Origin of the sequence: Winogradskyella maritima, assembly GCF_042650215.1 — a bacterium.
Taxonomy (GTDB): Bacteria; Bacteroidota; Bacteroidia; order Flavobacteriales; family Flavobacteriaceae; genus Winogradskyella; species Winogradskyella maritima.
In genome coordinates this window covers 1-23,732 of record NZ_JBHSAT010000022.1, presented here as the reverse complement: position 1 = coordinate 23,732, position 23,732 = coordinate 1, and the positions used below count along the sequence as shown (strand labels likewise).

The 23,732-nt window shown below is 38.4% G+C and carries 22 protein-coding genes; 8 read left to right on the top strand and 14 right to left on the bottom strand.

The genetic code is table 11. The features are described 5' to 3' along the window. Positions 1–6 precede the first annotated feature (6 nt). Positions 7–648: an alpha/beta hydrolase gene (locus ACFOSX_RS12035; protein WP_386101971.1), complete on the top strand. Its 642-nt coding sequence runs from the start codon at positions 7–9 to the stop codon at positions 646–648. A gap of 231 nt (positions 649–879) precedes the next feature. Here the strand turns inward: ACFOSX_RS12035 and ACFOSX_RS12030 are convergent, their stop codons facing one another. Together ACFOSX_RS12030 and ACFOSX_RS12025 are read right to left on the bottom strand one after the other, a co-directional pair. Next, a complete protein-coding gene (locus ACFOSX_RS12030) occupies positions 880–1,389 on the bottom strand; it encodes a hydrolase (RefSeq protein WP_386101381.1) in 510 nt (169 codons plus the stop codon). After that, complete coding sequence (locus tag ACFOSX_RS12025) at positions 1,379–2,152, bottom strand: MBL fold metallo-hydrolase (RefSeq protein ID WP_386101968.1); 774 nt, start codon at positions 2,150–2,152, stop codon at positions 1,379–1,381. The genes ACFOSX_RS12030 and ACFOSX_RS12025 overlap by 11 nt, the downstream gene beginning before the upstream one ends. A gap of 88 nt (positions 2,153–2,240) precedes the next feature. On the opposite strand from ACFOSX_RS12025, the gene ACFOSX_RS12020 reads away from it, so the two are divergent. Next, the gene (locus ACFOSX_RS12020) at positions 2,241–3,695 is read left to right on the top strand and encodes a TonB-dependent receptor (protein WP_386101378.1); all 1,455 of its coding nucleotides are present in this window, start codon (positions 2,241–2,243) and stop codon (positions 3,693–3,695) included. 50 nt (positions 3,696–3,745) lie between these two features. Here the strand turns inward: ACFOSX_RS12020 and bcp are convergent, their stop codons facing one another. Then, on the bottom strand, positions 3,746–4,201 hold the full coding sequence (bcp, locus tag ACFOSX_RS12015; protein WP_386101375.1) for a thioredoxin-dependent thiol peroxidase: 456 nt from the start codon (positions 4,199–4,201) through the stop codon (positions 3,746–3,748). Positions 4,202–4,234: 33 nt separating this feature from the next. Between bcp and ACFOSX_RS12010 the strand changes: the two genes are divergently transcribed. Both ACFOSX_RS12010 and ACFOSX_RS12005 read left to right on the top strand, forming a co-directional pair. Beyond that, the gene (locus ACFOSX_RS12010) at positions 4,235–4,891 is read left to right on the top strand and encodes an endonuclease III domain-containing protein (RefSeq protein ID WP_386101372.1); all 657 of its coding nucleotides are present in this window, start codon (positions 4,235–4,237) and stop codon (positions 4,889–4,891) included. 49 nt (positions 4,892–4,940) lie between these two features. Next, positions 4,941–5,489 (top strand): hypothetical protein, encoded by a 549-nt coding sequence (locus ACFOSX_RS12005; RefSeq protein WP_386101369.1) that lies wholly within the window; start codon positions 4,941–4,943, stop codon positions 5,487–5,489. A 372-nt stretch (positions 5,490–5,861) separates the two neighbouring features. Here ACFOSX_RS12005 and ACFOSX_RS12000 read toward each other — a convergent pair whose 3' ends face one another. After that, positions 5,862–6,446: an RNA polymerase sigma factor gene (locus ACFOSX_RS12000; protein ID WP_386101367.1), complete on the bottom strand. Its 585-nt coding sequence runs from the start codon at positions 6,444–6,446 to the stop codon at positions 5,862–5,864. A 235-nt stretch (positions 6,447–6,681) separates the two neighbouring features. Between ACFOSX_RS12000 and uvrA the strand changes: the two genes are divergently transcribed. After that, positions 6,682–9,471: an excinuclease ABC subunit UvrA gene (gene uvrA / locus ACFOSX_RS11995; protein WP_386101365.1), complete on the top strand. Its 2,790-nt coding sequence runs from the start codon at positions 6,682–6,684 to the stop codon at positions 9,469–9,471. A gap of 95 nt (positions 9,472–9,566) precedes the next feature. Here uvrA and ACFOSX_RS11990 read toward each other — a convergent pair whose 3' ends face one another. From ACFOSX_RS11990 to ACFOSX_RS11980, 3 genes are all read right to left on the bottom strand, one after another. After that, positions 9,567–10,076, bottom strand: coding sequence for a DinB family protein (locus tag ACFOSX_RS11990; protein ID WP_386101362.1), 510 nt, complete (start codon positions 10,074–10,076; stop codon positions 9,567–9,569). Between the two features lie 78 nt (positions 10,077–10,154). After that, entirely contained in the window at positions 10,155–10,634 is a 480-nt protein-coding gene (locus ACFOSX_RS11985; protein WP_386101359.1) for an Lrp/AsnC family transcriptional regulator, read from the bottom strand. Positions 10,635–10,707: 73 nt separating this feature from the next. Next, positions 10,708–11,850 (bottom strand): M14 family metallopeptidase, encoded by a 1,143-nt coding sequence (locus ACFOSX_RS11980; RefSeq protein ID WP_386101356.1) that lies wholly within the window; start codon positions 11,848–11,850, stop codon positions 10,708–10,710. Between the two features lie 306 nt (positions 11,851–12,156). Between ACFOSX_RS11980 and ACFOSX_RS11975 the strand changes: the two genes are divergently transcribed. The 3 genes from ACFOSX_RS11975 to ACFOSX_RS11965 are packed head-to-tail and all read left to right on the top strand — an operon-like array spanning position 12,157 to position 13,749. Further along, positions 12,157–12,528: a helix-turn-helix domain-containing protein gene (locus tag ACFOSX_RS11975; protein ID WP_386101353.1), complete on the top strand. Its 372-nt coding sequence runs from the start codon at positions 12,157–12,159 to the stop codon at positions 12,526–12,528. Positions 12,529–12,566: 38 nt separating this feature from the next. After that, positions 12,567–12,953 (top strand): hypothetical protein, encoded by a 387-nt coding sequence (locus ACFOSX_RS11970; protein WP_386101350.1) that lies wholly within the window; start codon positions 12,567–12,569, stop codon positions 12,951–12,953. A gap of 1 nt (position 12,954) precedes the next feature. After that, complete coding sequence (locus ACFOSX_RS11965; protein WP_386101347.1) at positions 12,955–13,749, top strand: TerC family protein; 795 nt, start codon at positions 12,955–12,957, stop codon at positions 13,747–13,749. Positions 13,750–13,761: 12 nt separating this feature from the next. On the opposite strand, the gene ACFOSX_RS11960 is transcribed toward ACFOSX_RS11965, so the two are convergent. The 7 genes from ACFOSX_RS11960 to ACFOSX_RS11930 all read right to left on the bottom strand — a co-directional run. Further along, positions 13,762–14,652, bottom strand: a complete 891-nt coding sequence (locus tag ACFOSX_RS11960) for a hypothetical protein (protein WP_386101344.1) — start codon at positions 14,650–14,652, stop codon at positions 13,762–13,764. Between the two features lie 23 nt (positions 14,653–14,675). Then, positions 14,676–17,375, bottom strand: a complete 2,700-nt coding sequence (locus tag ACFOSX_RS11955; protein WP_386101341.1) for a DNA gyrase/topoisomerase IV subunit A — start codon at positions 17,373–17,375, stop codon at positions 14,676–14,678. Beyond that, positions 17,372–17,860 (bottom strand): hypothetical protein, encoded by a 489-nt coding sequence (locus tag ACFOSX_RS11950; protein ID WP_386101338.1) that lies wholly within the window; start codon positions 17,858–17,860, stop codon positions 17,372–17,374. Before ACFOSX_RS11950 ends, ACFOSX_RS11955 begins: the two co-directional genes overlap by 4 nt. Beyond that, positions 17,857–19,713, bottom strand: a complete 1,857-nt coding sequence (locus ACFOSX_RS11945) for a DNA topoisomerase IV subunit B (protein WP_386101335.1) — start codon at positions 19,711–19,713, stop codon at positions 17,857–17,859. Before ACFOSX_RS11945 ends, ACFOSX_RS11950 begins: the two co-directional genes overlap by 4 nt. A gap of 396 nt (positions 19,714–20,109) precedes the next feature. Beyond that, positions 20,110–20,562, bottom strand: a complete 453-nt coding sequence (locus tag ACFOSX_RS11940; RefSeq protein ID WP_386101332.1) for an SRPBCC family protein — start codon at positions 20,560–20,562, stop codon at positions 20,110–20,112. Positions 20,563–20,620: 58 nt separating this feature from the next. Next, on the bottom strand, positions 20,621–21,715 hold the full coding sequence (gene ychF, locus ACFOSX_RS11935) for a redox-regulated ATPase YchF (protein ID WP_386101329.1): 1,095 nt from the start codon (positions 21,713–21,715) through the stop codon (positions 20,621–20,623). A gap of 180 nt (positions 21,716–21,895) precedes the next feature. Continuing rightward, positions 21,896–23,732, bottom strand: a 1,837-nt coding sequence (locus ACFOSX_RS11930) for a T9SS type A sorting domain-containing protein (RefSeq protein WP_386101326.1), incomplete at its 5' end; no start/stop codon positions are given.

Sequence of the window (23,732 nt, the reverse complement as noted above, 5' to 3'; positions counted from 1 at the left end):
ATGGCAATGACCTTAACCCACGTTACCCGACCATCAAGCTTACCTGATAATGCACCAGCCATTATTTTATGTCACGGCTACGGAAGTGATGAAAATGATTTATTCTCCTTTGCTACGGAATTACCTGAAGAATTGTTTGTGATTTCGTTGCGTGCACCTTACCCGATGCAACCTTACGGAAATGCCTGGTACGCCATTAATTTTGATGCCGAAAAAGGGAAATGGAGCGATAACGAACAAGCTAAACAGTCTAGAGATTTGATAGCACTGAGTATTGACGAAGCTATAGCTGAATATCCAATCGACCCGAAAAACATTACGCTTCTTGGCTTTAGTCAAGGCACAATACTAAGTTATGCAGTTGCATTAACCTATCCTGAAAAAGTCAAAAATATTGTAGCCTTAAGCGGTTATATCAATGAAGATATTCTACCGGAATCAATTGACGCTTCAAAATTGAAAGCGGTTCAGTTTTATTGCTCGCACGGAAGTGTAGACCAAGTCATTCCTGTGGATTGGGCTCGAAAAGCACCAGAATTCCTAAAAACCTTAGGCATCGAACCAAAATATTCTGAATTCCCTGTCGGGCATGGCGTTGCGCCACAGAATTTTTATGAGTTTAGAACTTGGTTAGAAGAAAGAATATAAAAACTGCCCTACCTAGCCTCCCCAAAGGGGAGGAATTTCACTCATACGGCATATCTCCTCAGATTAAAACTTACTTGACTTTTCGATGTTTTGAACACTAAGTATAGGGACAACCTATAACACATTGGGCTATTTTTACACGAAGTTGCATAAAATTTTACGCAAAAAATCAGATAAGAGTAAGAGTCCCTCCCCTCTGGGGAGTCCCGACGCTTCGGGAAGGTGGGGCCTCTAATACTGATTCACCGGATACAAAAAGTACTCCCCTAAATCATAGGTTAAACCACCTTTATCGTCCAGCTCGTAGGTTACAAAAATTTCACCCCAATGCTTACCATCAGTAAAATTGGCAAGTATCCATTTGTGATTTAAAATCCGTACTCGATTAATCAAAATCTGCTGGTCGGTCATAGAAGCATAAGGTACAATGGGGTGGTCGTCGCCTTCATAATTGTTCATGTTGTAGAGACCATCTCGTATAGCGGGAATCAACTCTTCCGTTTTGTAGCCCAAACTTTCAAAATAACTCAAGGCGTCTTCGTTGCCTTCTACCCTGAAGTAACTTAGGTCTTCATTAGCCTCTTGTAATTGAAGGGTCTGTTCCTCTAAGACTTTATTCTTACCTTTTAATTTGGTAATGTCTTCTTCGTATTTATCCAGAATGTTTTTTGAATTCACATACTGAAATACAACCGCCAGCAGTGCAAAAATGAACAAATACATAAAAATTCTACTCTTCATGGTCTATTGTAATTTGAAGGTTATCGTAAGCTAAAAAAACGTTCTCTGGTAAATTTTGTTGCACCTCGTCATGAAAGCCTAACAAGTGACTGATATGCGTTAAAAAAGCGCGCTTAGGCTTGACTTTTTTTATGAAATCCAGTGCTTCTTCAAGATTAAAATGCGATTGGTGTGGCGATTCCCTTAAGGCATTTACTACTAAAACATCTAAATCTTGAAGTTTCGCCACTTCTTCATCAGGTACTATTTTCATATCTGTGAGATAGGCGAATTTTCCAAATCGAAATCCGAATACTTGCAATTTATCATGCAAACCATCGATTGGAACGACATCTAAATTCCCAAGGCGAAACGGTTTGTTTTTAACTTCATTGATGACAACACTCGGCGCTCCAGGATATTTGTTCTTCGTTTGAAATATATAATCAAATCGATGAGCTAGAGCCGTTAAAACACGCTCATGGCCATAGATAGGAATATCGCCCTGCCTGAAAAAGAATGGCCGAATATCATCCAAACCCATAGTATGGTCCGCATGCTCGTGCGTAAACACAATGCCGTCAATGCGTTTGCATTCGGCATTAAGCATCTGTTGACGAAAATCTGGGCCACAGTCCACAACATAGGCATAATCATCCCACTCTACCAAAACCGAAACGCGTAAGCGCTTATCTTTTGGATTTTCACTTAAACATACTGGATGCTCACTCCCGATTATGGGAATGCCTTGTGATGTTCCGGTACCTAAAAATGTGACTTTCAAAGGGCTTAATTCTTTCACAAAAATAAGTTTATTTTTTTGTTCTAATAGCTAAAACCGTACCTTTGTAAGGCTAATTAATTCAAGCAATATGGCTGAAATCACATATAAATCAGACAAGAATATTGAGAACATTCCGTCCTTAAAGGATAAGTGTCTTCGTATTAATCTCAACGAGGATATTTATGGCACTTTTGCAGAAATTGGTGCAGGGCAAGAAACGGTTCGTAATTTTTTCAGGGCTGGTGGTGCATCGGGCTCTATTGCCAAGGCTATGTCGGCGTACGATAAAGATTTTAGTGATGCCATTTATGGTATTGAATCCGATAAACGTTATGTGACCGAAGCCCGATTACGTAAAATGCTCAACCACGAAATGAACTTAATGGAAGAGCGTATAACTCGTGACAAGCATCCCAATAAAATTTTCTTTGCCTATGCCAATACAGTAGCGACTATTGATTTCGCTAAGAAATACAAAGGTCACGGTTGGGTCGGCATTAAATTTCAGGTAAGCCCGGACCAGGATTATAATGATATTGTGTTGCACATTCGTTTTAAGGAAAATGATGCGCGCTTACAGCAGGAAACCCTAGGAAAATTAGGAACTAACCTGATTTATGGTGCATTTTACAAATACAATGAACCTCGAAAATTATTGCGTTATCTCTACGACCATTTGGATAAAGACCAGTTGGAAATAGATACTATTAACTTTGCAGGCCCTGTTTTTGATGATGTGGACAACCGTTTAATGAGTTTACAACTTGTGAAGAACGAAATGACTGACGCCGTAATGTTTGCGCCAGACGGAAACAATGTGCTTCCGGCGCGCGTGCTCTACAAAAAGAACATTTTGGCCTTACGTGGTAGCTTTAGACCGGTAACCAAAGTGAACATGGATATGTTTGAAAAATCATACGAAATGTTCATCAAGGAAAATAAAGTTGAAAAGGACCGCACACAGGTTATTTTTGAAATCACGTTGTCTAATCTTCGTGCTGAAGGTGAAATCGATGAGCAAGATTTCATGGACCGTGCACGACTGCTCTGTTCTTTAGGGCAAACGGTGCTGATTTCAAACTTTAAGGAATATTATAAGCTCGTAGAGTACTTCTCTCAATATTCTAAAAACAGAATGGGACTGGCCATGGGTGTCAACAATCTAGTAGACATATTCGATGAAAAATACTACCGTCACTTGAGTGGTGGTATTTTGGAAGCCTTCGGAAAGTTATTCTTTAAGGATTTACGTGTCTACCTCTACCCGATGCAAAATGAAGATGGCACCTTAACCGATAGCGAAAATCTCAAAGTGCATCCACGCATGAAGGAGCTCTACAAGTTCTTTAAATACAACGGAAAAGTAGTAGACATCACGGATTATGATAAGTCTATCTTAGCCATATTCTCAAGAAAAGTTTTAGCTATGATTGCTGATGGCGAGGACGGTTGGGAACCGATGTTACCAGAAGGCGTATCACACTTAATCAAAGAAAAGAGTCTCTTTGGTTGTGAGACGGAGGAAGTTTATCGGGATAAGTAAGACGTAAAATTTAGTCTGTAGTTGGCAGTCACATTACTATACACAACTAATTAACTTCCCAAAATCTGCTCTGCGTGTGCTTTGGTTTTTACCTTAGTAATGACCTCTTCAATTTTACCGTTTTCGTCAATAACAAATGTCGTTCTGTGAATGCCATCGTACTCACGGCCCATAAACTTCTTTGGTCCCCAAACCCCGAAGGCTTCTATCACGGATTTATTTTCGTCCGCCAATAATGGATACGGAAAATCATATTTGTTTTTGAAATTGGATTGTCTCTTTTGACTATCAGCAGACACGCCCAAGATATTATACCCTTGTTTTGTAAATCTTGAATAATTATCGCTCAAATCACAGGCTTCAGCCGTACAACCTGGTGTACTGGCTTTTGGATAAAAGAACAAAACTAGTTTTTTGCCTTTGTAATCGCTAAGTTTTATAATATTGCCATCTTGGTCTAGAGCTTCAAAATTTGGAGCGGTATCGCCTGCTTTTAAATGTGTCATATTGTGTAAATTTGTTTTACAAAAATACAATGAATGACTAAGCAAGAAAAGGTTGATTTCGTTATAACTACGTTAAAAGACCTATATCCTACCATTCCCATTCCCCTAGACCACAAAGACCCTTATACTTTATTGATTGCAGTGTTGATGTCTGCCCAGAGTACGGATGTACGTGTCAACCAAATTACACCTCTACTTTTTGAACGCGCCAGCAATCCATACGATATGGTGAAATTGAGCGTTGAAGAAATTCGTCATATCATAAAACCCGTAGGGCTTTCGCCAATGAAGAGCAAGGGCATTCATGGTTTATCGCAAATTCTCTTGGATAAACACGACGGAAAAGTACCGCAAACTTACGAAGAGCTAGAAGCCTTGCCAGCAGTCGGTCACAAGACCGCGGCCGTGGTCTTGTCCCAAGCGTTTGGGATTCCAGCCTTTCCTGTAGACACCCACATTCATCGCTTAATGTATCGTTGGAATTTAAGTAACGGTAAAAACGTCGTACAAACCGAACGTGATGCTAAACGCCTTTTCCCTGAAGAACTTTGGAACGACCTTCACCTTCAAATTATATGGTATGGTCGTCAATATTCGCCTGCGCGCGGTTGGGATTTAGACAAGGATATCATCACCAAAACCATTGGACGTAAGTCCGTCATTAATGACTATTACAAAAAGAAAAAGTAGTAGTCATACCTTGGTATAAAATTTGTGCGTGTTGCGTAAACACCAAGCCATGAAACCACACTACTTAGTTCTTATTGTCTCAATTTTATTTTCATCTTGTATTCCGGTGAGCTTTGCCCCGAATATCAAAAACCAAAAAGTGATGAAAGGCAAGCGCTTTAAACGAAGCTTTCCTAAAACCGAGACCTTCATCTTTCACGACCACAAAAAGGCGAATGAGATTTATAAATACATGAACATTAAGTTTGAAAGAAACGGCGTTGACATCGACCGGAACGTTCCTTTTGAGCATAACGGAAAGCAATACACAATTTCATTTTATGAAGCCGAACGAAGTACACAAACTCTCAATTTAGCACCAGTAGCAATTGATGTAGCTTTAGAGCGTAACGGCATGAGCCCTATGCTTGAAGATGCCTACACCTCCAGAAAAGGCAAATGGTACGTCGGCATGATTGTAAAAGACGAAAACGGTAAAAATTGCTTAAAAGACAACCATCCGGATAGAGCAGAAATCTTTAAATTTCTAGTTGACCTTCGGGAGGAGTATTTAACGACCTTTGAGTATGAGGAGTTGTTACTGAAGAAGAAGCCATAATACCTACTTATTGTCACCCTGAGCTTATTTCAGGGTCTTTTTCAAACGGACTCAGGGCAGAGAAAATTCTGAAACAAGTTCAGAATGACATATTAACGTTAGAAAGTGAGATTAGGTAAATAAAACCTAAAAAAACAATAAAAAAACCCCGACGATTATGTCGGGGCTAAAATTAATTTAGAAGTGCTTCAAACTTCATATTTTTATAACACTTAACACTTAAAGCCTTAGAATAATTCAAGAGGAAACTTATTGTTTCATCTTTTGGTTTTAGGTTGTTCTTTTTTGGGGTACAGTCAGAGTAAATTTTTGCCATTAGTTGTTTTTTGAGTTAGTATACCCTAAAAACGTGGCTTTTTTTACTTTATTGTATTAATTCGTTAAAACGATATTATTGGCATCAATAACCTTGCGTAAATTAATCAACGCATAACGCATTCTTCCCAATGCTGTATTGATACTCACACCAGTACGCTCGGAGATTTCTTTAAAGCTCATATCCTGATACATACGCATCATCAACACCTGTTTTTGGTCTTCAGGTAATTCTTCGATAATACGTCGAACATCCGACTCAACCTGATCTTTGATTAACGCTTTTTCGGCATTCAACGACGAATCGCTAATCACAGAAAAAATGCTAAATTCGCCACTGTTATCAAACTTCGGCATGCGCTTGTTGCGTCTAAAATGGTCAATGACCAAATTATGGGCAATACGCATGACCCAAGGCAAAAACTTACCTTCTTCATTATATTTTCCTCGCTTTAAAGTTCTGATGACCTTAATAAAAGTATCCTGAAAGACATCTTCAGTAATATCACGGTCGTATACTTTAGAATAAATAAAACTGTAGATTTTCTGTTTGTGACGTTCAATTAAAATTGAAAGTGCATTTTCGTCGCCTTTAATGTAATTGCTGACTAGAACTGCGTCTTCGATAAGTTGCTGTTTCATAATATTAGTACTTTAAGGCTAGAAGCGGACTTCTTAGCTTGGGGTTTAGCTGAATTCTTAAAGTAATATTATGCTATATGCAGTTCTGTTTTTAATTAGAATAGTTTCAAATAAACAAGAATCATTCCGAAAAACCAAAATTTACCAATAAAATTTAACATTTAATCTAACATTTGTCCATTTCACACTATGAAATCATTGTCGTAACTTCGCAAAATTATCTCCAAAAATAGCTATGTCAGACACGGTTTTAGACGTTAACCCAAAGGAAAATATCATCATTAAAGGCGCCAAACTCCACAATCTCAAAAATGTGGATGTTGTGATACCTCGCAACAAACTTGTGGTGATAACGGGGCTTTCGGGCTCTGGGAAGTCCAGTTTAGCATTCGATACGCTCTACGCAGAAGGCCAGCGCCGTTATGTGGAAAGCCTCAGCAGTTATGCACGTCAGTTTTTGGGACGACTCAACAAACCAAAGGTCGATTACATTAAAGGTATTGCGCCGGCTATCGCTATTGAGCAAAAAGTTAATTCTACCAATCCGCGCTCAACGGTAGGTACGACCACTGAGATTTATGATTATTTAAAATTACTCTTTGCTAGAATCGGGAAGACCTATTCGCCTATTTCTGGTAAACGCGTAAAGAAACATCGCGTATCGGATGTCATAGAGCACATCGCAAAACATAAAGAAGGGTCTAAACTCTTACTTTTAGCACCCATTTATCTGGAAGAAGGTCGAGCCATAGACGATAAATTGAGCACCTTGTCTAAACAAGGTTACGCCAGGTTAAAATATAAAGACGAGGTTGTTCGAATTGAAAAAGCGCTCGATTTAAGTATAAAAAACATTAAAGATTTGTATTTGGTCGTGGACCGAATCGTTTATAAAGATGATGAAGACTTTTTGAATCGTTTGGCGGATGCTATTGAAACTGCGTTTTTTGAAGGCAATGGTTCTTGTATTATTGAAGCTTTGGAAGACAATAAGCAAACCATGTTTAACAATAAGTTTGAACTGGATGGCATCACCTTCCTAGAACCGAACGCACACCTTTTCAGCTTTAACAATCCTTACGGTGCATGTCCAAAATGTGAAGGCTATGGCGATGTCATAGGTTTGGACGAAGATTTGGTGATTCCCAATACTGCACTTTCGGTATATGAAAACGCCATTTTTCCTTGGCGAGGCGAAAGCATGTCTTGGTACCGCGACCAATTAGTTAATAATTCGCATAAGTTCGATTTCCCCATCCATAAACCATATTTTGAATTAACCGATACCCAAAAACGCCTCATTTGGAAAGGCAATAAATATTTTGAAGGCTTAGACAGTTTCTTTTCAGAATTAGAATCGAAGGCGTATAAAATTCAGAATCGGGTGATGTTATCGCGCTATCGAGGTAAAACTAAATGCAGTGAATGTGGCGGAAAACGACTTCGGGAAGAAGCCAACTATGTTAAGATTACAGATAAAACGATTACCGATTTGGTGGATTTACCGTTAGATGAATTGGCCAACTTCTTCAAGGATTTAAAATTAAATGAGTACGATGCTAAAGTCGCCAAGCGATTATTGAAGGAAATCAACTCAAGATTGGAATTCCTATCCAACGTAGGGTTGAACTACCTAACGTTAAACCGTAAATCGAATACCTTATCTGGCGGGGAAAGTCAACGCATCAATCTGGCAACCTCATTGGGTAGTAGCTTGGTGGGTTCCATGTATATTTTAGACGAACCGAGCATTGGCCTACATCCTAAGGATACCGAGCGGTTGATTGATGTTTTAAAATCGCTTCGTGATTTAGGAAACACCGTTATTGTTGTAGAGCATGACGAAGATATCATGAAATCCGCAGACGAAATTATTGATATCGGTCCAGAAGCCGGAACCTTTGGCGGAAACGTTGTCGCTACAGGAACCTACAATGATATTATTGTTTCGGACACCTTAACTGCGAAATATTTGAATGGACAACTAGAAATTGAAGTTCCAAAAAAACGTCGCACTTCAAAATATGCTGTTGAGATTATTGGGGCGCGTGAAAACAATTTGAAAAATATTGACGTCACCTTCCCTTTGGGTATGTTGACCGTAATTACAGGCGTTTCAGGTAGTGGGAAAAGTACATTAGTTAAAAAGATTCTGTTTCCCGCATTGCAAAAGAAATTGACGGGATTTGGCGATAAAGCCGGACAATTCACGGAACTCAAAGGGAATCACAGCAACGTAGAACAGATTGAGTTTGTAGACCAAAACCCAATAGGGCGTTCTTCGCGCTCCAATCCTGTGACCTACATCAAGGCTTACGACGATATTAGAGCCTTGTTTGCGAGTCAGAAATTATCCAAAATCCGAAACTACCAAGCCAAGCATTTTAGTTTTAATGTGGACGGAGGACGTTGCGAAACCTGCAAAGGCGAAGGCGAAGTGACGATTGAAATGCAGTTTATGGCCGATGTACATCTCGTCTGTGATACCTGTAACGGAAAACGCTTTAAAAAAGAAGTTTTGGAAGTCACGTTTGAAGGTAAATCCATAGACGACATCCTCAATATGACGATTGATGATGCGGTCAGTTTTTTCGATGAGAATAGTCAAGACAAAATTAAAACAAAGCTTCAACCGCTTCAAGATGTTGGTTTAGGCTATGTTACTTTGGGCCAAAGCTCCTCTACCCTTTCGGGCGGTGAAGCACAGCGTATTAAGTTGGCATCATTTTTAGGAAAAGGGACTAAGGGTGACAAAACGCTTTTCATATTTGATGAACCGACGACCGGACTTCATTTTCATGATATACAGAAATTGCTGACTTCTTTTCAGGCATTGATTGGCAAAGGCCATTCCATTATTGTCATTGAACACAACATCGATTTGATTAAATGCGCGGACTACATCATCGACCTTGGGCCAGAAGGTGGTCGTCACGGCGGACAGCTTGTTGCTCATGGCACACCTGAGGAAATCGCTTCAAATCCTGATTCTGTGACGGGGAAGTATTTGGTGGAGAAATTGTAGTCTTCTCGGCTTGTCATGCTGAACTCGATTCAGCATCTATCCTATAAATTTATAAAGATTCTGAATCGAGTTCAGAATGATAAGAAAATTTCAAATCACAAATACCTCTGCTTAATCACATTATTATGATGGTTCTCATGACCGGAAATGATATGCCCAATAGCTCGCACAGAAATCTGTGAACCACTTGCTGTGCCAACAGATTCCAACTCTTTTTCTGAGAAGGTTTTAAACATGGTAATCGTTGCGCTTCTAACGGCTTTGTATTCGTCGATAAGACTATTGAGACTGCGCCCGGTGGCTTTTCCTGCAACTACGTAATCATCTTGCTCAAATCCCGCCATTTCAACTTTGTCTTGTCGAGCTATACGTAAAGCACGATAGGCAAAAATACGTTCCGTATCTATAAGATGTAACAAGATGTCCTTAACTGTCCATTTGCCTTCGGCATAGGCATAATCGTGCTTATCCTTTGGGATTTGGTTGTAAAATTCGGGTACGGAAATCTGATTTTGCGATAAACTATGGGAAATGGAATCCCCTTGAGTGGATAACGCAATGTAAGGCTCGTAGTATGGGTTGTATTCGTTGGAAGGCAGTTTCATGTAGAAGTTAAATTTTAAATAAAAGTATCAAAAAACCCCCAACATTTCTGCTGAGGGTCTTAATAAATCGGTTTTCGATTATAGGTCGTTGAAAATCGTGTGCATCAAACGCTTTTTGTCGTTGAGGCTTTCCTCCAAAGAAATCATGGTCTCAGTACGGTAAACGCCTTCAATATCGTCTAACTGAAAAATAATATCCTTAGCATGACTTGTATTTTTTGCCCTAATCTTACAGAAGATATTAAACTTTCCTGTTGTGATGTGGGCTACGGTTACAAAAGGGATATCTGCAATACGCTCCAATACAAACTTGGTTTGTGACGTATTTTGAAGGAATACCCCGACATAAGCGATAAAGGAATAGCCCAATTTCTTATAATCGAGTGTCAATGAAGACCCCTGAATAATACCTGCTTCTTCCATTTTCTTTACCCTAACATGAACAGTACCTGCTGAAATCAACAATTTCTTAGCGATATCCGTAAATGGAATACGCGTATTATCGATGAGCATATCTAATATTTGGTGGTCAATTTCGTCTAGTTTAAACTTTGCCATAAGTGATTTTTATTGAATATAATGCAAAGTTAAGGCAATTACGTTGAATAAAAACTACGAAAAATTAAAATCTTTAAGATTTTATCAAGATTTTTTCAGAATTTAACGTTACGAAAACGATTTCGTTATCGACACTCAATTTGTCTCCATATTCTGAAAGTATGAGACCTCCTTTTCTTTCGAATTCTTTATGCCCAAAATGATTTTGTAGATTACCGATTTGAGCCACTTTTGGGATAAAATCAATTTGCTTATGAGCTAATCGTTCTTCAAACTGAAAAGCAACATCTGTAGATTCAGTATTTTCTGATACTTTCACATTCCTGAAAATGACATCATAAAAGCATTTAGCATTTAGTGGTAATGCCTTGTAGACGTTGGCTTTTTCCAAGTCTACGCCATTGGCAATAACCTCCAAAGCTTTGAACAGAGCTCTAAATATATAGTAGCGCGTCACTTCCCTATCATAGTCTTCCGGATAATGTCCTGCTTCAAATAGAATCGTCGGTATTCCTTTATTTTGAAAGGTATCGCCTACGCAATTGATATTGAATGCATCATCATAAAGACCAATCTTACCACTGAGCTCCACTTGTAAATCCTTAACAATACTTCCGATGATGGCCATGGCTTCCAATCGGGTGTCATTAGTATCACAGGACTCATTGAATGCTGGCGCCAAAAATGATACAACGGCAGATTGACCTTCTGTTCCTGCACCAAAGATGGTACGTTGCCCATGAAGGTTGAAACAATAATTTGGTTTAAAATCTTCAAAAACAGCTTTTAGAACTCTACTTTCTGGCTGTGACAAGTCCTGCGCATCACGATTCAAATCAATTGAATTGGCATTTACACGTGTGTAATGCTCTGCGCCATCAGGATTTAGCATAGGTATGACGCATAACGTACATGTTTCTAAAATGACGGAATACGACTTGGAATTCATAGTCATGTCATGCAACAGGTCCAAAATGGCTTTTGTAGTTGTGGACTCGTTACCATGCATTTGAGACCAGAATAATACCTTTTTTTGTCCATCCCCAATTTGTATGGAATGGATTGGACGCCCTTCTACGGAATTTCCAACAACAGTAACCTGACATTTTTTAGACAACTCCTCCAAAATAGGTGTAATCATTTCAAGTGAAATGTAGCGCCCGAAAAGGGTGTTGCGTTTTAATTTTTCAAACTGTTCTAACGTTAGGTTTGGCATGGACTGACACATTGTAAAACACAAAGGTATACAATTGTAATTTTACATTTGTAAACACTGAATTGTACACAAATAACTCACTTATTTTACAATTGTACACGCTAAAAGGAATCTAAATGAATTGTTAATTGAAAAATTCGCATTATCTATTAAATCATAAATATTATATACTATATATCAGCTATTTATAGACTTAAATTAAAGTAATTATTTATTTAATTAAAACTTATTTCATAATTAATGACATGCATTTGGGTAATAGTTTTTACATTTGTAACGTTCTAAATACAGAATCCCAGATTTACAATGATAAACAGCGAAAAATTTGTTGAACGCCTACAAAAAGTCATTCATTTTTATGGTGAAAGTGCCTCGGGCTTTGCTGAAAAAATTGGTGTTCAGCGCTCCAGTATTTCGCATATTCTTTCGGGTAGAAATAAGCCGAGTTTAGATTTTGTGATGAAAGTCCTTCATGCCTACCCCGAAGTAGAATTGTATTGGTTGATGAATGGCAAGGGTAGGTTTCCTACTGAAACGAAAATTGATAAGCCTGTTGAAAAATCATCAAATTCTCCTATTCAAGATTCTGTCTTAGCTACTGAGCATGCTTCGGAAGTTGAAAAAATCATCATTTTTTACAAGGACGGTAGCTTTAAGAGTTACGAAAACAAGAAATAAAGCTCAAATTCTTTCGTCTGGTTGCTATCTTTGCACTGATGAAGAAATTAATAGTCCTTAGCCTAATCCCCTTTTGTTTCAGTTGCTACCAGATAGAACGCAACTGCGCCGATTTTAAAATCGGAACTTTTACGTTTAATTATGTGGTTGATGGCGAAGAACGCACCGGAACCTTTGTACGTACCAATGACTTAAACATTGATTATTTTGAAAATACGGTAGATTCCGCTTCTATACGCTGGGTGAATGATTGTGAATTTATTCAAACTAAAATCAACCCAAAAACCACAGCTGAAGCTGAGGCCATACACATGAAGATTCTGTCTACCACCGATTCTTCCTATACCTTTGAGTATAAATTGGCCGTAAAAAAAACGAATAGCGCCTTGCGCGTTGAAAAGGGAACCGCCTATTTAAAACAGTAGTATGTTAGAATTTTTAATGAGCAGTGACGCCATTATGGCGCTGATTACCTTAACCTTTCTGGAGATTATTCTCGGAATTGATAATATTGTGTTTATATCCATTGCGGCCAATAAATTGCCGGAGCATCAGCGCAAAAAAGCCACAAACATCGGCTTGGTACTGGCTATGGTACAGCGTATTATTCTTTTGTTTTTTGTATCGCTTTTAGTAAGTCTTAGCGAACCTTTTTATGTATTTGAAAGTGATTGGTTGACTTTAGCTCTAAGCTGGCAAGCCGTTATTCTATTGGCTGGTGGTTTATTTTTGATTTATAAAAGTACCTCCGAAATACGGGAGAAAGTGGAAACGCCACAAATGGATGAAAACAATACCCGCGCCCGAAAAGTCAGCTCGTTTAAAAATGCTATTGTACAAATACTGATTATCGATTTTATTTTTTCCGTAGATTCAATTTTAACCGCAGTGGGTATGACGAATGGCTTGCATCCAAATACCAATTATACGTTGGTGCTGATGATTATTGCCGTTGTGATTTCCATTATTATTATGATTGTCTTTGCGAATACCATCCGTGAGTTTATCAACCGCCATCCGAGCATGCAAATACTTGGGTTGTCTTTTTTAATCCTGATAGGGTTTATGCTTATTACCGAAGCGGCTCATATTTCTGAAGTTAATTTCTTTGGAAAGGAAGTTGGCGCTATTCCTAAGGGTTACCTCTACTTTGCGATTGCATTCTCGCTTTTGGTGGAGTTTATCAATCAGAAGATTGCTAAGGGGAATAAGAAAATATGATTCTAAACAGTACTAATTTCCTCTTATTTCAGATTCGATATCAACCCATTTTATTTTCCAATCATTATTAGATTTGCCCGTAGTAAAGAAAAGATATTTATTGCTTGGGGTTACGTAAGGATTTCCTTGCCCAAAACTATTTATTGAATCACTAAACGCTTTTGTATTAGTCCATTTACCCGCGCCATCGTTAAAAGTCACTTTTAAATTAAGTTGATTTTCAACAGAAGCGAAAATCAGGAAATCTTCTTTTGGAGAAACGAAAGGCGTAGATTTAGCATTTTTGGAGTCATTTTCTATCAAAACCTTTTCAGCTTCGATAAATTTCCCATCAATCTGTTTAGCGCTATATATATCCATATCGCTGTAATCCAAGTTGCTTGAATGAAAATAAAGCGTTCCCGAATTAGCAATTGTAGGATGAGACATTAATTTACCCCTTAAATTAGGTATATCAACGAATTTTGGCTCTTGCCACTTTCCATTGCTATTTTCCGACTTCCATATGTGCCACGTTAAATCAATATCATCAACGTTTATTGGCCTTGTTGAACTAAAATATAGTGCATCTCCGTTTGGGGAAAAACTCATCCCATGCTCATTATATTTGGTATTGAAGAAGGCTTTTTCAGGCTTAGACCACATTTTTCCTTCTCTACACATCACATAAACATCAAAATTCTCAAAGTTTTTATCGGATAAAGTGTAGTATAACGACTTTAAATCTGGACTGAAAATGCCTTTATGAATAAGTTTATCATCAGGAACAATAATTTGTTTAAATTCAATAGGCATGTCCGCTGGAATCTCATTAACTAAAAATGGCTTTTCATAATTATTTAAGTCACTGTTGCAACTAAAAAGACTAAATGCAAATACCATGATGAATTTGAATTTATTCATTTACAAATTTCCAGAAAAAAATTTTAAAACAAACTCGCCTGCCCAGTTTCATCAACGCTACCATCTTCTGGCGTATCTGTATCGGTTTCAGGTTTTGGGTCTAGCTCTACTTCTACTTTACCTTCGGTAGGTACTGTAGTTACGGGTTTTGATATTGTTTCTTCGTCGACGACTTCAATCTCTTGTGCTGGCACGTCTTCTGGCGCTTCGTAAGGCAAAGATTCTAAGAGACTGATTTGATTGATTTTGTCCTTAGTCAATTGATTACCTAATGCTGAAATCCCTTTAATAGCAATGAATTCTTCCAAATTCACTTCCATATTAGGTTTTCGGTCTTTACCACGTTCTTTTGTGAATTCTACCTCCGCCATAGGTTTCCAATCTGTGGATACAATTTCCAATTGTGAATTCGGGTGTTCTGAAATAAAGACCTCTTCTTTACCCTCGTTTTCAATCAGGAAACGTTTAACATAGTAACGTTCTTTTTCACCATCGTAATAAATGGCGGATATTGGTTTTTTGGGAATCCATTTTTCGAGGACAATCATTTCGCTATCAAAACGCGTAGTCAATTCCGGAATAATAGTTTTTACAATACCAGTTTGCAAGATAATCAGGAGGCGGTCTTCGCCTCTAAATTCGCCAATAAGTTCACCACGACCATCAACATTGAGACGTTGTACGGTATCATCAAACCAGATTTTGCGTGGTTTCAAGGTAGAAACACCTTTTTCTTTAAGTTCTACGCGCTTCAATGAATACTTTGTCACTAGATTTCCTTTTGAGCTTCGCCCTTTAATAAGAATGTCGGCAAAATCTAAATCCCACTTTAATTTTTTCACGCTACCGGACTGACGTAAATTAATCGTTACGACTTCAGCTTCTCCATTAGGATTCGCTGAGAAATAATGTACCATTGAACCTTTGTTGCCATTGCACATATCGTACTCCCGGTCTCGCGTAACACTAGTCACAGCGAAACGTTTAACGTAGGATGGCCCAGATTTACCATCGCGATAAATCATATTATAAATGGTGCGCTTGTCCTTTTTCTTAAAGACCGCCACGTGAATGATGTTTTTGCCGACAAAGGCTTTAGAATCGACTTTAGTCACCATCATGGTGCCGTCTTTGGTGAACACAATTATATCATCAATGTCCGAACAATCGCAAACGTATTCATCCCTGCGCAACGAGGTGCCGACAAAACCTTCTTCCCGATTCACATAAAGCTTCGTATTACGAATAACCACTTTTGTAGCATCTACATCGTCGAACATTCGGATTTCGGACTTACGTTCTTTGCCCTCGCCGTACTCTTTCTTTAAACGTTCAAAATAAGCAATGGCATAATCGATGAGATGCGCTAAGTGATGCTTCACTTCAGCAATATCCGCTTCTAAAGCGTCTATTTTTTGTTGCGCTTTATCAATATCGAATTTTGAAATACGCTTGATTCTAATTTCAGTCAGACGGGTGATGTCTTCCTCGGTCACCGCACGCTTTAAATGCGTGGTGTGTGGTTTTAAACCTTTATCAATGGCAGAAATAACACCTTCCCAAGTTTCCTCCTCTTCTATATCACGATAGATACGGTTTTCAATAAAAATACGCTCTAGCGACGCAAAATGCCATTGGGACTCTAACTCGCCGAGTCTTATTTCCAATTCTTGCTTAAGAAGGTCAACCGTATTATCGGTAGAACGGCGCAACATCTCCGTAACGCCAATAAACAAAGGTTTGTTGTCTTCAATGACACAGCCTAATGGCGATATGGACGTTTCGCAATTGGTAAATGCATATAAAGCGTCAATAGTTTTGTCTGGCGAAATACCACTTGGCAAATGCACCAATATTTCAACCTCAGCTGCTGTGTTATCTTCAATCTTCTTGATTTTTATTTTTCCTTTGTCATTCGCCTTCAAAATGGAATCAATCAAGGAAGAGGTTGTTGTAGAAAATGGGATTTCAGAAATGACCAAAGTATTTTTATCTCGTGCTGCAATTCGTGCACGACAACGTACTTTTCCACCACGATTACCGTCGTTATAATCGGTTATATCTATGATACCGGCAGTAGGGAAATCAGGCAGAATGGTGAATCGCTTGCCTTTGAGGTGCTTTATAGACGCATCAATCAGTTCTAAAAAATTGTGTGGTAAAATCTTGGTTGAGAGTCCGACAGCAATACCTTCACCACCTTGGGCAAGCAACAGCGGGAACTTCACCGGAAGATTAATTGGCTCCTTTCTGCGACCGTCATAAGATAACTGCCACTCGGTAATCTTTGGGCTAAACACAACATCCGTCCCAAATTTTGAAATTCGGGCTTCAATATATCGTGATGCGGCCGCTCTATCTCCAGTTAATATATTTCCCCAGTTTCCTTGGGTATCAATCAATAAATCCTTTTGGCCAATCTGCACCATAGCATCCGCAATACTCGCGTCACCATGTGGGTGATATTGCATCGTGTGCCCAACGATATTGGCCACTTTGTTATAGCGCCCATCATCCAAATCCTTCATGGAATGCATTATACGACGTTGTACGGGTTTAAAACCGTCCTCAATCGCAGGGACAGCACGTTCTAGAATTACGTAAGAGGCGTAATCTAAAAACCAATCCTTGTACATCCCAGTAACCTTGGTAATCGTTTCTTGATTACCCTGGTTCTCGTTTTGCTCATCCTCATTTAAAATATGGTCTAGTTCTTCACTCATTGATTGTCACTATTCTTTCTATTCTCCCGCAACATTTTGTTTAGGGATTTTCTAATATATTTTCTTTTTTTCTTCTGAACCAGTGTCACATTAAACACACAGTTCTTTGATTTTCCGTTTGAAGATCTCAGTTTTAATTTCAGGCTTTTATAAACGAGGTAGTCGTTAAATTTGAAGCCCAGAAGATCCTTTTTATAAAACTCAACTCGTTTTTCGCGGTAATTAAAACGGTCACTCAATAATAAGCCACGATTTTCTACCACAACCTTAACACCGTCGCTATCATATTCAAAATATTTAGAGACCAAATAGAATATGATAAACACTAGAACAAACGCTACAGAAATTACAGCAAAGGTCTTATAGGCATTGTCCGTTAAATCCTTAAAAGCACTGAAGACCGTTGCTAAAACCAAGGCCAATACAACCATTATAAAATAGATGGAAACAATGACTCCTCTAACTTTACCGTTGTCCGTTCTCATAAATCTTCAACAACGTCTAATTCAACCTTTAAGTTTTCTATGATGAACTCCTGTCGGGTTGGTGTATTCTTACCCATGTAAAACGAAAGCATTTCCTCAATAGAAGTCTCCCGGTCTAGCATTACGGGATCTAAGCGAATATCTGGCCCGATAAAATGCTTAAACTCGTCTGGCGAAATTTCACCAAGCCCTTTGAATCGAGTGATTTCTGGTTTGGGCTTTAATTTTTCAATAGCCTTGACACGTTCTTCTTCGGAATAGCAATAGATGGTTTCCTTTTTATTTCTCACACGAAACAGTGGCGTTTGAAGAATATATAAATGCCCTTCCTTAATCACTTCAGGAAAAAATTGTAAAAAGAAGGTAATCAACAACAAACGAATGTGCATTCCATCCACATCGGCATCCGTTGCTATTACAATGTTGTTATATCGAAGATCTTCGAGAGATTCTTCAATATTAAGAGCTGCCTGCAATAGGTTAAACTCTTCGTTTTCGTAAACGATTTTCTTGGATAGTCCATAAGAATTCAAGGGCTTACCCTTCAAACTAAAAACGGCTTGGGTATTGACATCTCGTGACTTCGTGATACTACCTGATGCGGAATCACCCTCTGTGATAAAAAGTGTAGACTCTAAATTGCGTTCATTCTTGGTATCGCCAAAATGTACACGGCAATCTCGTAATTTTTTATTGTGAAGACTAGCCTTCTTAGCACGCTCCTTTGCCAATTTTCGAATGCCTGATAATTCTTTTCGTTCTCGTTCCGCTTGAAGGATTTTGCGTTGTACTTTATCCGCAATTTCAGGGTTTTTATGCAGAAAATTATCGAGATTCGTTTTTACAAAATCATTGATGTATGTTCTAACCGTTGGCAAATCGCCACCCATATCTGTAGAACCGAGCTTGGTCTTTGTCTGACTTTCAAAGACGGGTTCCATAACTTTAATAGCTATAGCCGAAACTATTGATTTACGGATATCAGAAGCATCGTAATTCTTCCCGAAGTATTCACGAATGGTCTTTACCACCGCTTCCCTAAAGGCCGCTAAATGCGTACCACCTTGTGTAGTATTTTGACCATTGACAAAGGAATGGTACTCTTCGCTATATTGGGTTTTGCTATGGGTTATAGCAACTTCAATATCATCACCTCTCAGATGAATGATGGGATAAAGCATATCCGATTCATTCATATTATCCTGGAGCAAATCCTTAAGCCCGTGCTCACTGAAATACTTTTCGCCATTAAAAAGAATCGTCAACCCTGGATTAAGATACACGTAGTTTTTGAGCATCTTTACCACATACTCGCTTCGGTACTTATACTTCTTGAAGATACTATCATCTGGTACAAAAGAGACTTTGGTGCCTTTTCTACGCGACGTATCGTCTAAATTTTCTTGATTCGTGAGTTCCCCCTTTTCAAACTCGGCAGAAGCTGATTTTCCATCTCGCGTCGATTCTACCCTAAAGTAAGATGATAATGCGTTAACGGCTTTGGTACCAACACCATTCAAGCCTACCGATTTTTTAAAGGCTTTAGAATCGTATTTTCCGCCAGTATTCATTTTGGACACAACGTCCACAACTTTTCCCAATGGAATGCCACGACCATAATCCCGAACGATAACTTTTTCACCAATGATAGATATCTTAATCTGTTTCCCAGCTCCCATCACAAACTCATCAATAGAGTTGTCGATAACCTCTTTAATCAAGATATAAATACCGTCATCTGGCGAAGAACCGTCCCCCAACTTACCGATATACATGCCAGGTCGCATTCGGATGTGTTCTTTCCAATCGAGCGAGCGTATGTTATCTTCGGTATAATTAGTCTGTTCAGCCATAAAGTTCAGTAAATAAAGGATGGAAGGCTAATATAAGGCTATACCCGAATTAATGAAACAGGGATTTTGGAAAGTAATCAACAATAATATGGGGTGATTGTTGAAAAAAGGTCTTTTATTCTGTTCATTTTGTCTTGAAACAAAACGAACCAAAAATTCAATATGATTTATAGGAAATCGCTGAAGCGCCATTCGCTGATGATTCATTAATTTTCAATTTGAATACAAAAATCAATTAATCCTCAATTTTGTACTTAACTTTATTCTGAGCTCATTATTTCTGAAAATCATAGCTTCCGACTATGTCGGAATTCCAAGATGTCTGAGAAATTTCAAATTATAAAATAATAACGTGGGGATAAAGTTTGTCTTAAGAATACTCAGACATTACAAGTCTTATGACTCTGCAAATTTTTTCAAAGCACCATTTCTAGTCTCAAGCAAATCAGTCATATAACGCTTTAAAAATAGCCAATTGGCAAACTTACCAAGAAAACCACGAGGTGATTCAAACTCAAATAAATCAGTCATTTCTGTTTGGTTATCTGAAACTTTGCCAAATATATGCTCATGCTTAAAAGATTCAAAAGGTCCTGAAGCCTGTTCATCTACAAAATAGTTAGGGAAATCAAATTCAGTAATTATTGAAGTTAGGCGCTGTTTTACACCAAAGTGAATAGCTTCCCAAGTCACAGATTCACCTAACTCTATTAATCCTGAAGTTCTGCCCGCTATAGCCCTTTCTTTTGAATGCTCAAGAGACTTTTGATGTAAATTGATATCCCTTGCCAAATTGAAACAGGTCTCAATATCAGAATTGATGATGGTCTTAAGTTCTATGATTGGCATTGAATTATTGTCTTGTTAATGCAAACTTAATACCTAAATCCCAATACCTCATGCCTATCTAAACATTAAACAAGAAATGCATCACATCGCCATCCTTAACAATATAGTTTTTGCCTTCAACACGCATTTTTCCGGCCTCTTTAACTTTGGCTTCGCTTCCGTAAGATACATAATCGTTATAGGCAATAACTTCAGCACGGATAAAGCCTTTTTCGAAATCGGTATGAATCACACCTGCCGCTTGAGGAGCAGTAGCGCCAATGCCAACGGTCCATGCGCGGACTTCCTTAACACCTGCCGTAAAATAGGTTTGCTGTTTTAATAACTGATATGCTGCACGAATCAATTTCGCTGAACCAGGCTCATCCAATCCAATATCCTCAAGAAATAGCTGACGCTCTTCGTAATCGTCTAATTCATTAATATCTGCTTCTGTACCTACAGCCAGAACCAAAACTTCTGCATTTTCATCTTTAACAGCCTCCCGTACTTTAGCTACATAAGCATTACCCGTATTTGCAGCGTCTTCGTCAACATTGCATACGTACATCACAGGCTTATCAGTGATAAATTGTGATGGTTTTACGTAATCAGCATAATCTTCATCTGAAAATTCCAACGCTCTTACAGAAGTTCCTGCTTCTAAGCCCGCCTTGATTTTAAGTAACACCGCTTCCTCGGCTTGGGCTTCTTTGTTTCCGGTCTTTGCCGCTCGTTTTACCTTGTCCAATTTCTTTTCAGCCGTTTCAAGGTCTTTGAGTTGCAGTTCCATATCGATTGTTTCCTTATCCCTGATTGGGTCTACAGAACCGTCAACATGAACAATATTATCATTATCAAAACAACGCAAAACATGAAGAATGGCATCCGTCTCACGGATGTTAGCCAAGAATTGATTTCCCAAACCTTCACCTTTGCTCGCCCCTTTTACCAAGCCGGCGATATCCACGATTTCTACGGTTGCTGGAATCACTTTTTCTGGATTGACTAATTCTTCCAACTTAGACAATCTCGGGTCTGGTACATTTACCACACCTATATTAGGTTCTATGGTGCAAAACGGAAAGTTGGCACTCTGCGCTTTAGCGTTAGATAAACAATTGAATAAGGTTGATTTTCCGACGTTTGGTAATCCTACGATGCCTGCTTTCATGTGATAAAAATTTGCGAGTGCAAATGTAAGTATTTAGTCGTACATAAAAATGAAACTCTTTTCAATTATAAATATTTATAAACCCAAAAAGAATCAAAAATTAAAGACAGCCATGTTATAAAAACACGACTGTCTTTTTTAGTGCAAAAATTTGCTATTAATCAATGCATGCTCGGGAGTTTAATAACCGTTAGATATTGCACGTTTTGTTATTACATCCTTGTTTGTTGATAGTTTAACAAAATACATTTGCGAGATCATTCGAGACATATCAATCTTGATGTTTGCATTTGTATTGGACTTATAATCCTTTATTGTTCTATTTAGCACTACTGTTCCTTTAATATCATACATAACTATGTTGATGTCGGTGTCGTAACTAAATCCGTACTCAATATTAAGCTCATTATTGTATGGTACTGGATGCATTATGAAGTCACCAGTTGGTTCAACATTAAGCTTGTCATTCATTACATCTGGCTTATTAAACGAGTCAGTAATTTTTGCAGTTGGACTAGCAAATGGAACAAACGTACAAACATCAACTTCGGCATGTACTATTATTGAAATATTACTGAGACAGCCACTAATACTTGACTTTTTATGGCCAATATTATTGACCGTAACAGACCCCATATCACTGCCCCCTGCATTACTAGAACTTGTATATTGACCAGGCGCTACAGTGTACTCTGTTTTTCCTCTTCTCTTTTTCTTTGGAAATGGTTGACCATCACAAGCAACATTTAGGTGTAAGCCATACAAACTATAGTACTCATCGTCTGGCGATTCACTAACATCGTAGTATGCTACAATAGAATTGCCTTCTCTTGTAACAGTCACATTACCTACTAATGTCCCTGGGCCGTCAGTTGGATCACAATCATTACCATTACCAGCATAAAGGTTATACACATAGCTGTTATATTGGGCTCCTGCCTCGTCAGAAATATCTGTTTCAAAATCTAAGCCTTCAATAGCCCAGCCCCATCTATCGAAATTATTATATTGGTTATCTAAGAAACATATGTTAGACGTGTCTTGGCCAGAATTGGCATTGTAAGCAAACGCCGTTTCAGAATCACAACAGTCATAAATAACAACATTATAACTACAAGTTTTGGAACAGGCTGTGTCTTGATAAGTTACTGTTAGAGATACTTCATAATTGCCAACGCCATTAGGCAAAACAGTTACAGAATCTCCTATAGTACTACCAATAATTTGACCAGACCCTGTAACTTTCCATAGTAAATCAATATTTTCAGATCCACCAGTATAATTATAAGTCTGTTCCAAATCAACACAAACATCTGTTGGTCCTGAAATACTACAAGCCGGGTTGGGATTGACTTCAACTACGACTGGTATTCGTGCATCTATACTTAAATCAAAACACCCATTACCAATCACCTGTACTACAAAAAACGTTGTTGAGGATGTTGGTGCGTCTGGAGCATTAGGACTACCCACTTCATCTGGATTATCTCCTGTAGTATACCACAATACCGATGCTAGTTGTTCAATACCGTTGTCATCAATATAAGTCCCAGGATTAACAAAACTAGACAAGTCACCACTTGCATCATCTGCACAATATTCAATTGGTAATACCGAAAGTCCTGTATTTGACAAATTAGGTTCAAAAGTCACTTCTATGGTGTCACTACAATTAAATTCGTTAATGAAAGTATACCTAAAGGGCGCAAAGAAGCCTAAATTAGGATTAACCGATGTAGCATCATCAATATCAACATACTCATTGGCTACGCTATCAAAATACGACCATTGCCCACCTGTTTCATTTTCTACTTCCAATGCTGTAAGATCTACCATTGGATCATTAAACGGACAGAACATTTGATCAGGTATGGCCGTCAGGTCTGGAAGTGGATTGATCGTCACGGTTAAATCATCTGACTTGGCATCACATGGACCGTCCGGATCATTCGTCGTATATGTCAAGTCCACCGTTCCTGCGGCTATGTCACCCGATCCTGGCGTGTAAACATTACCG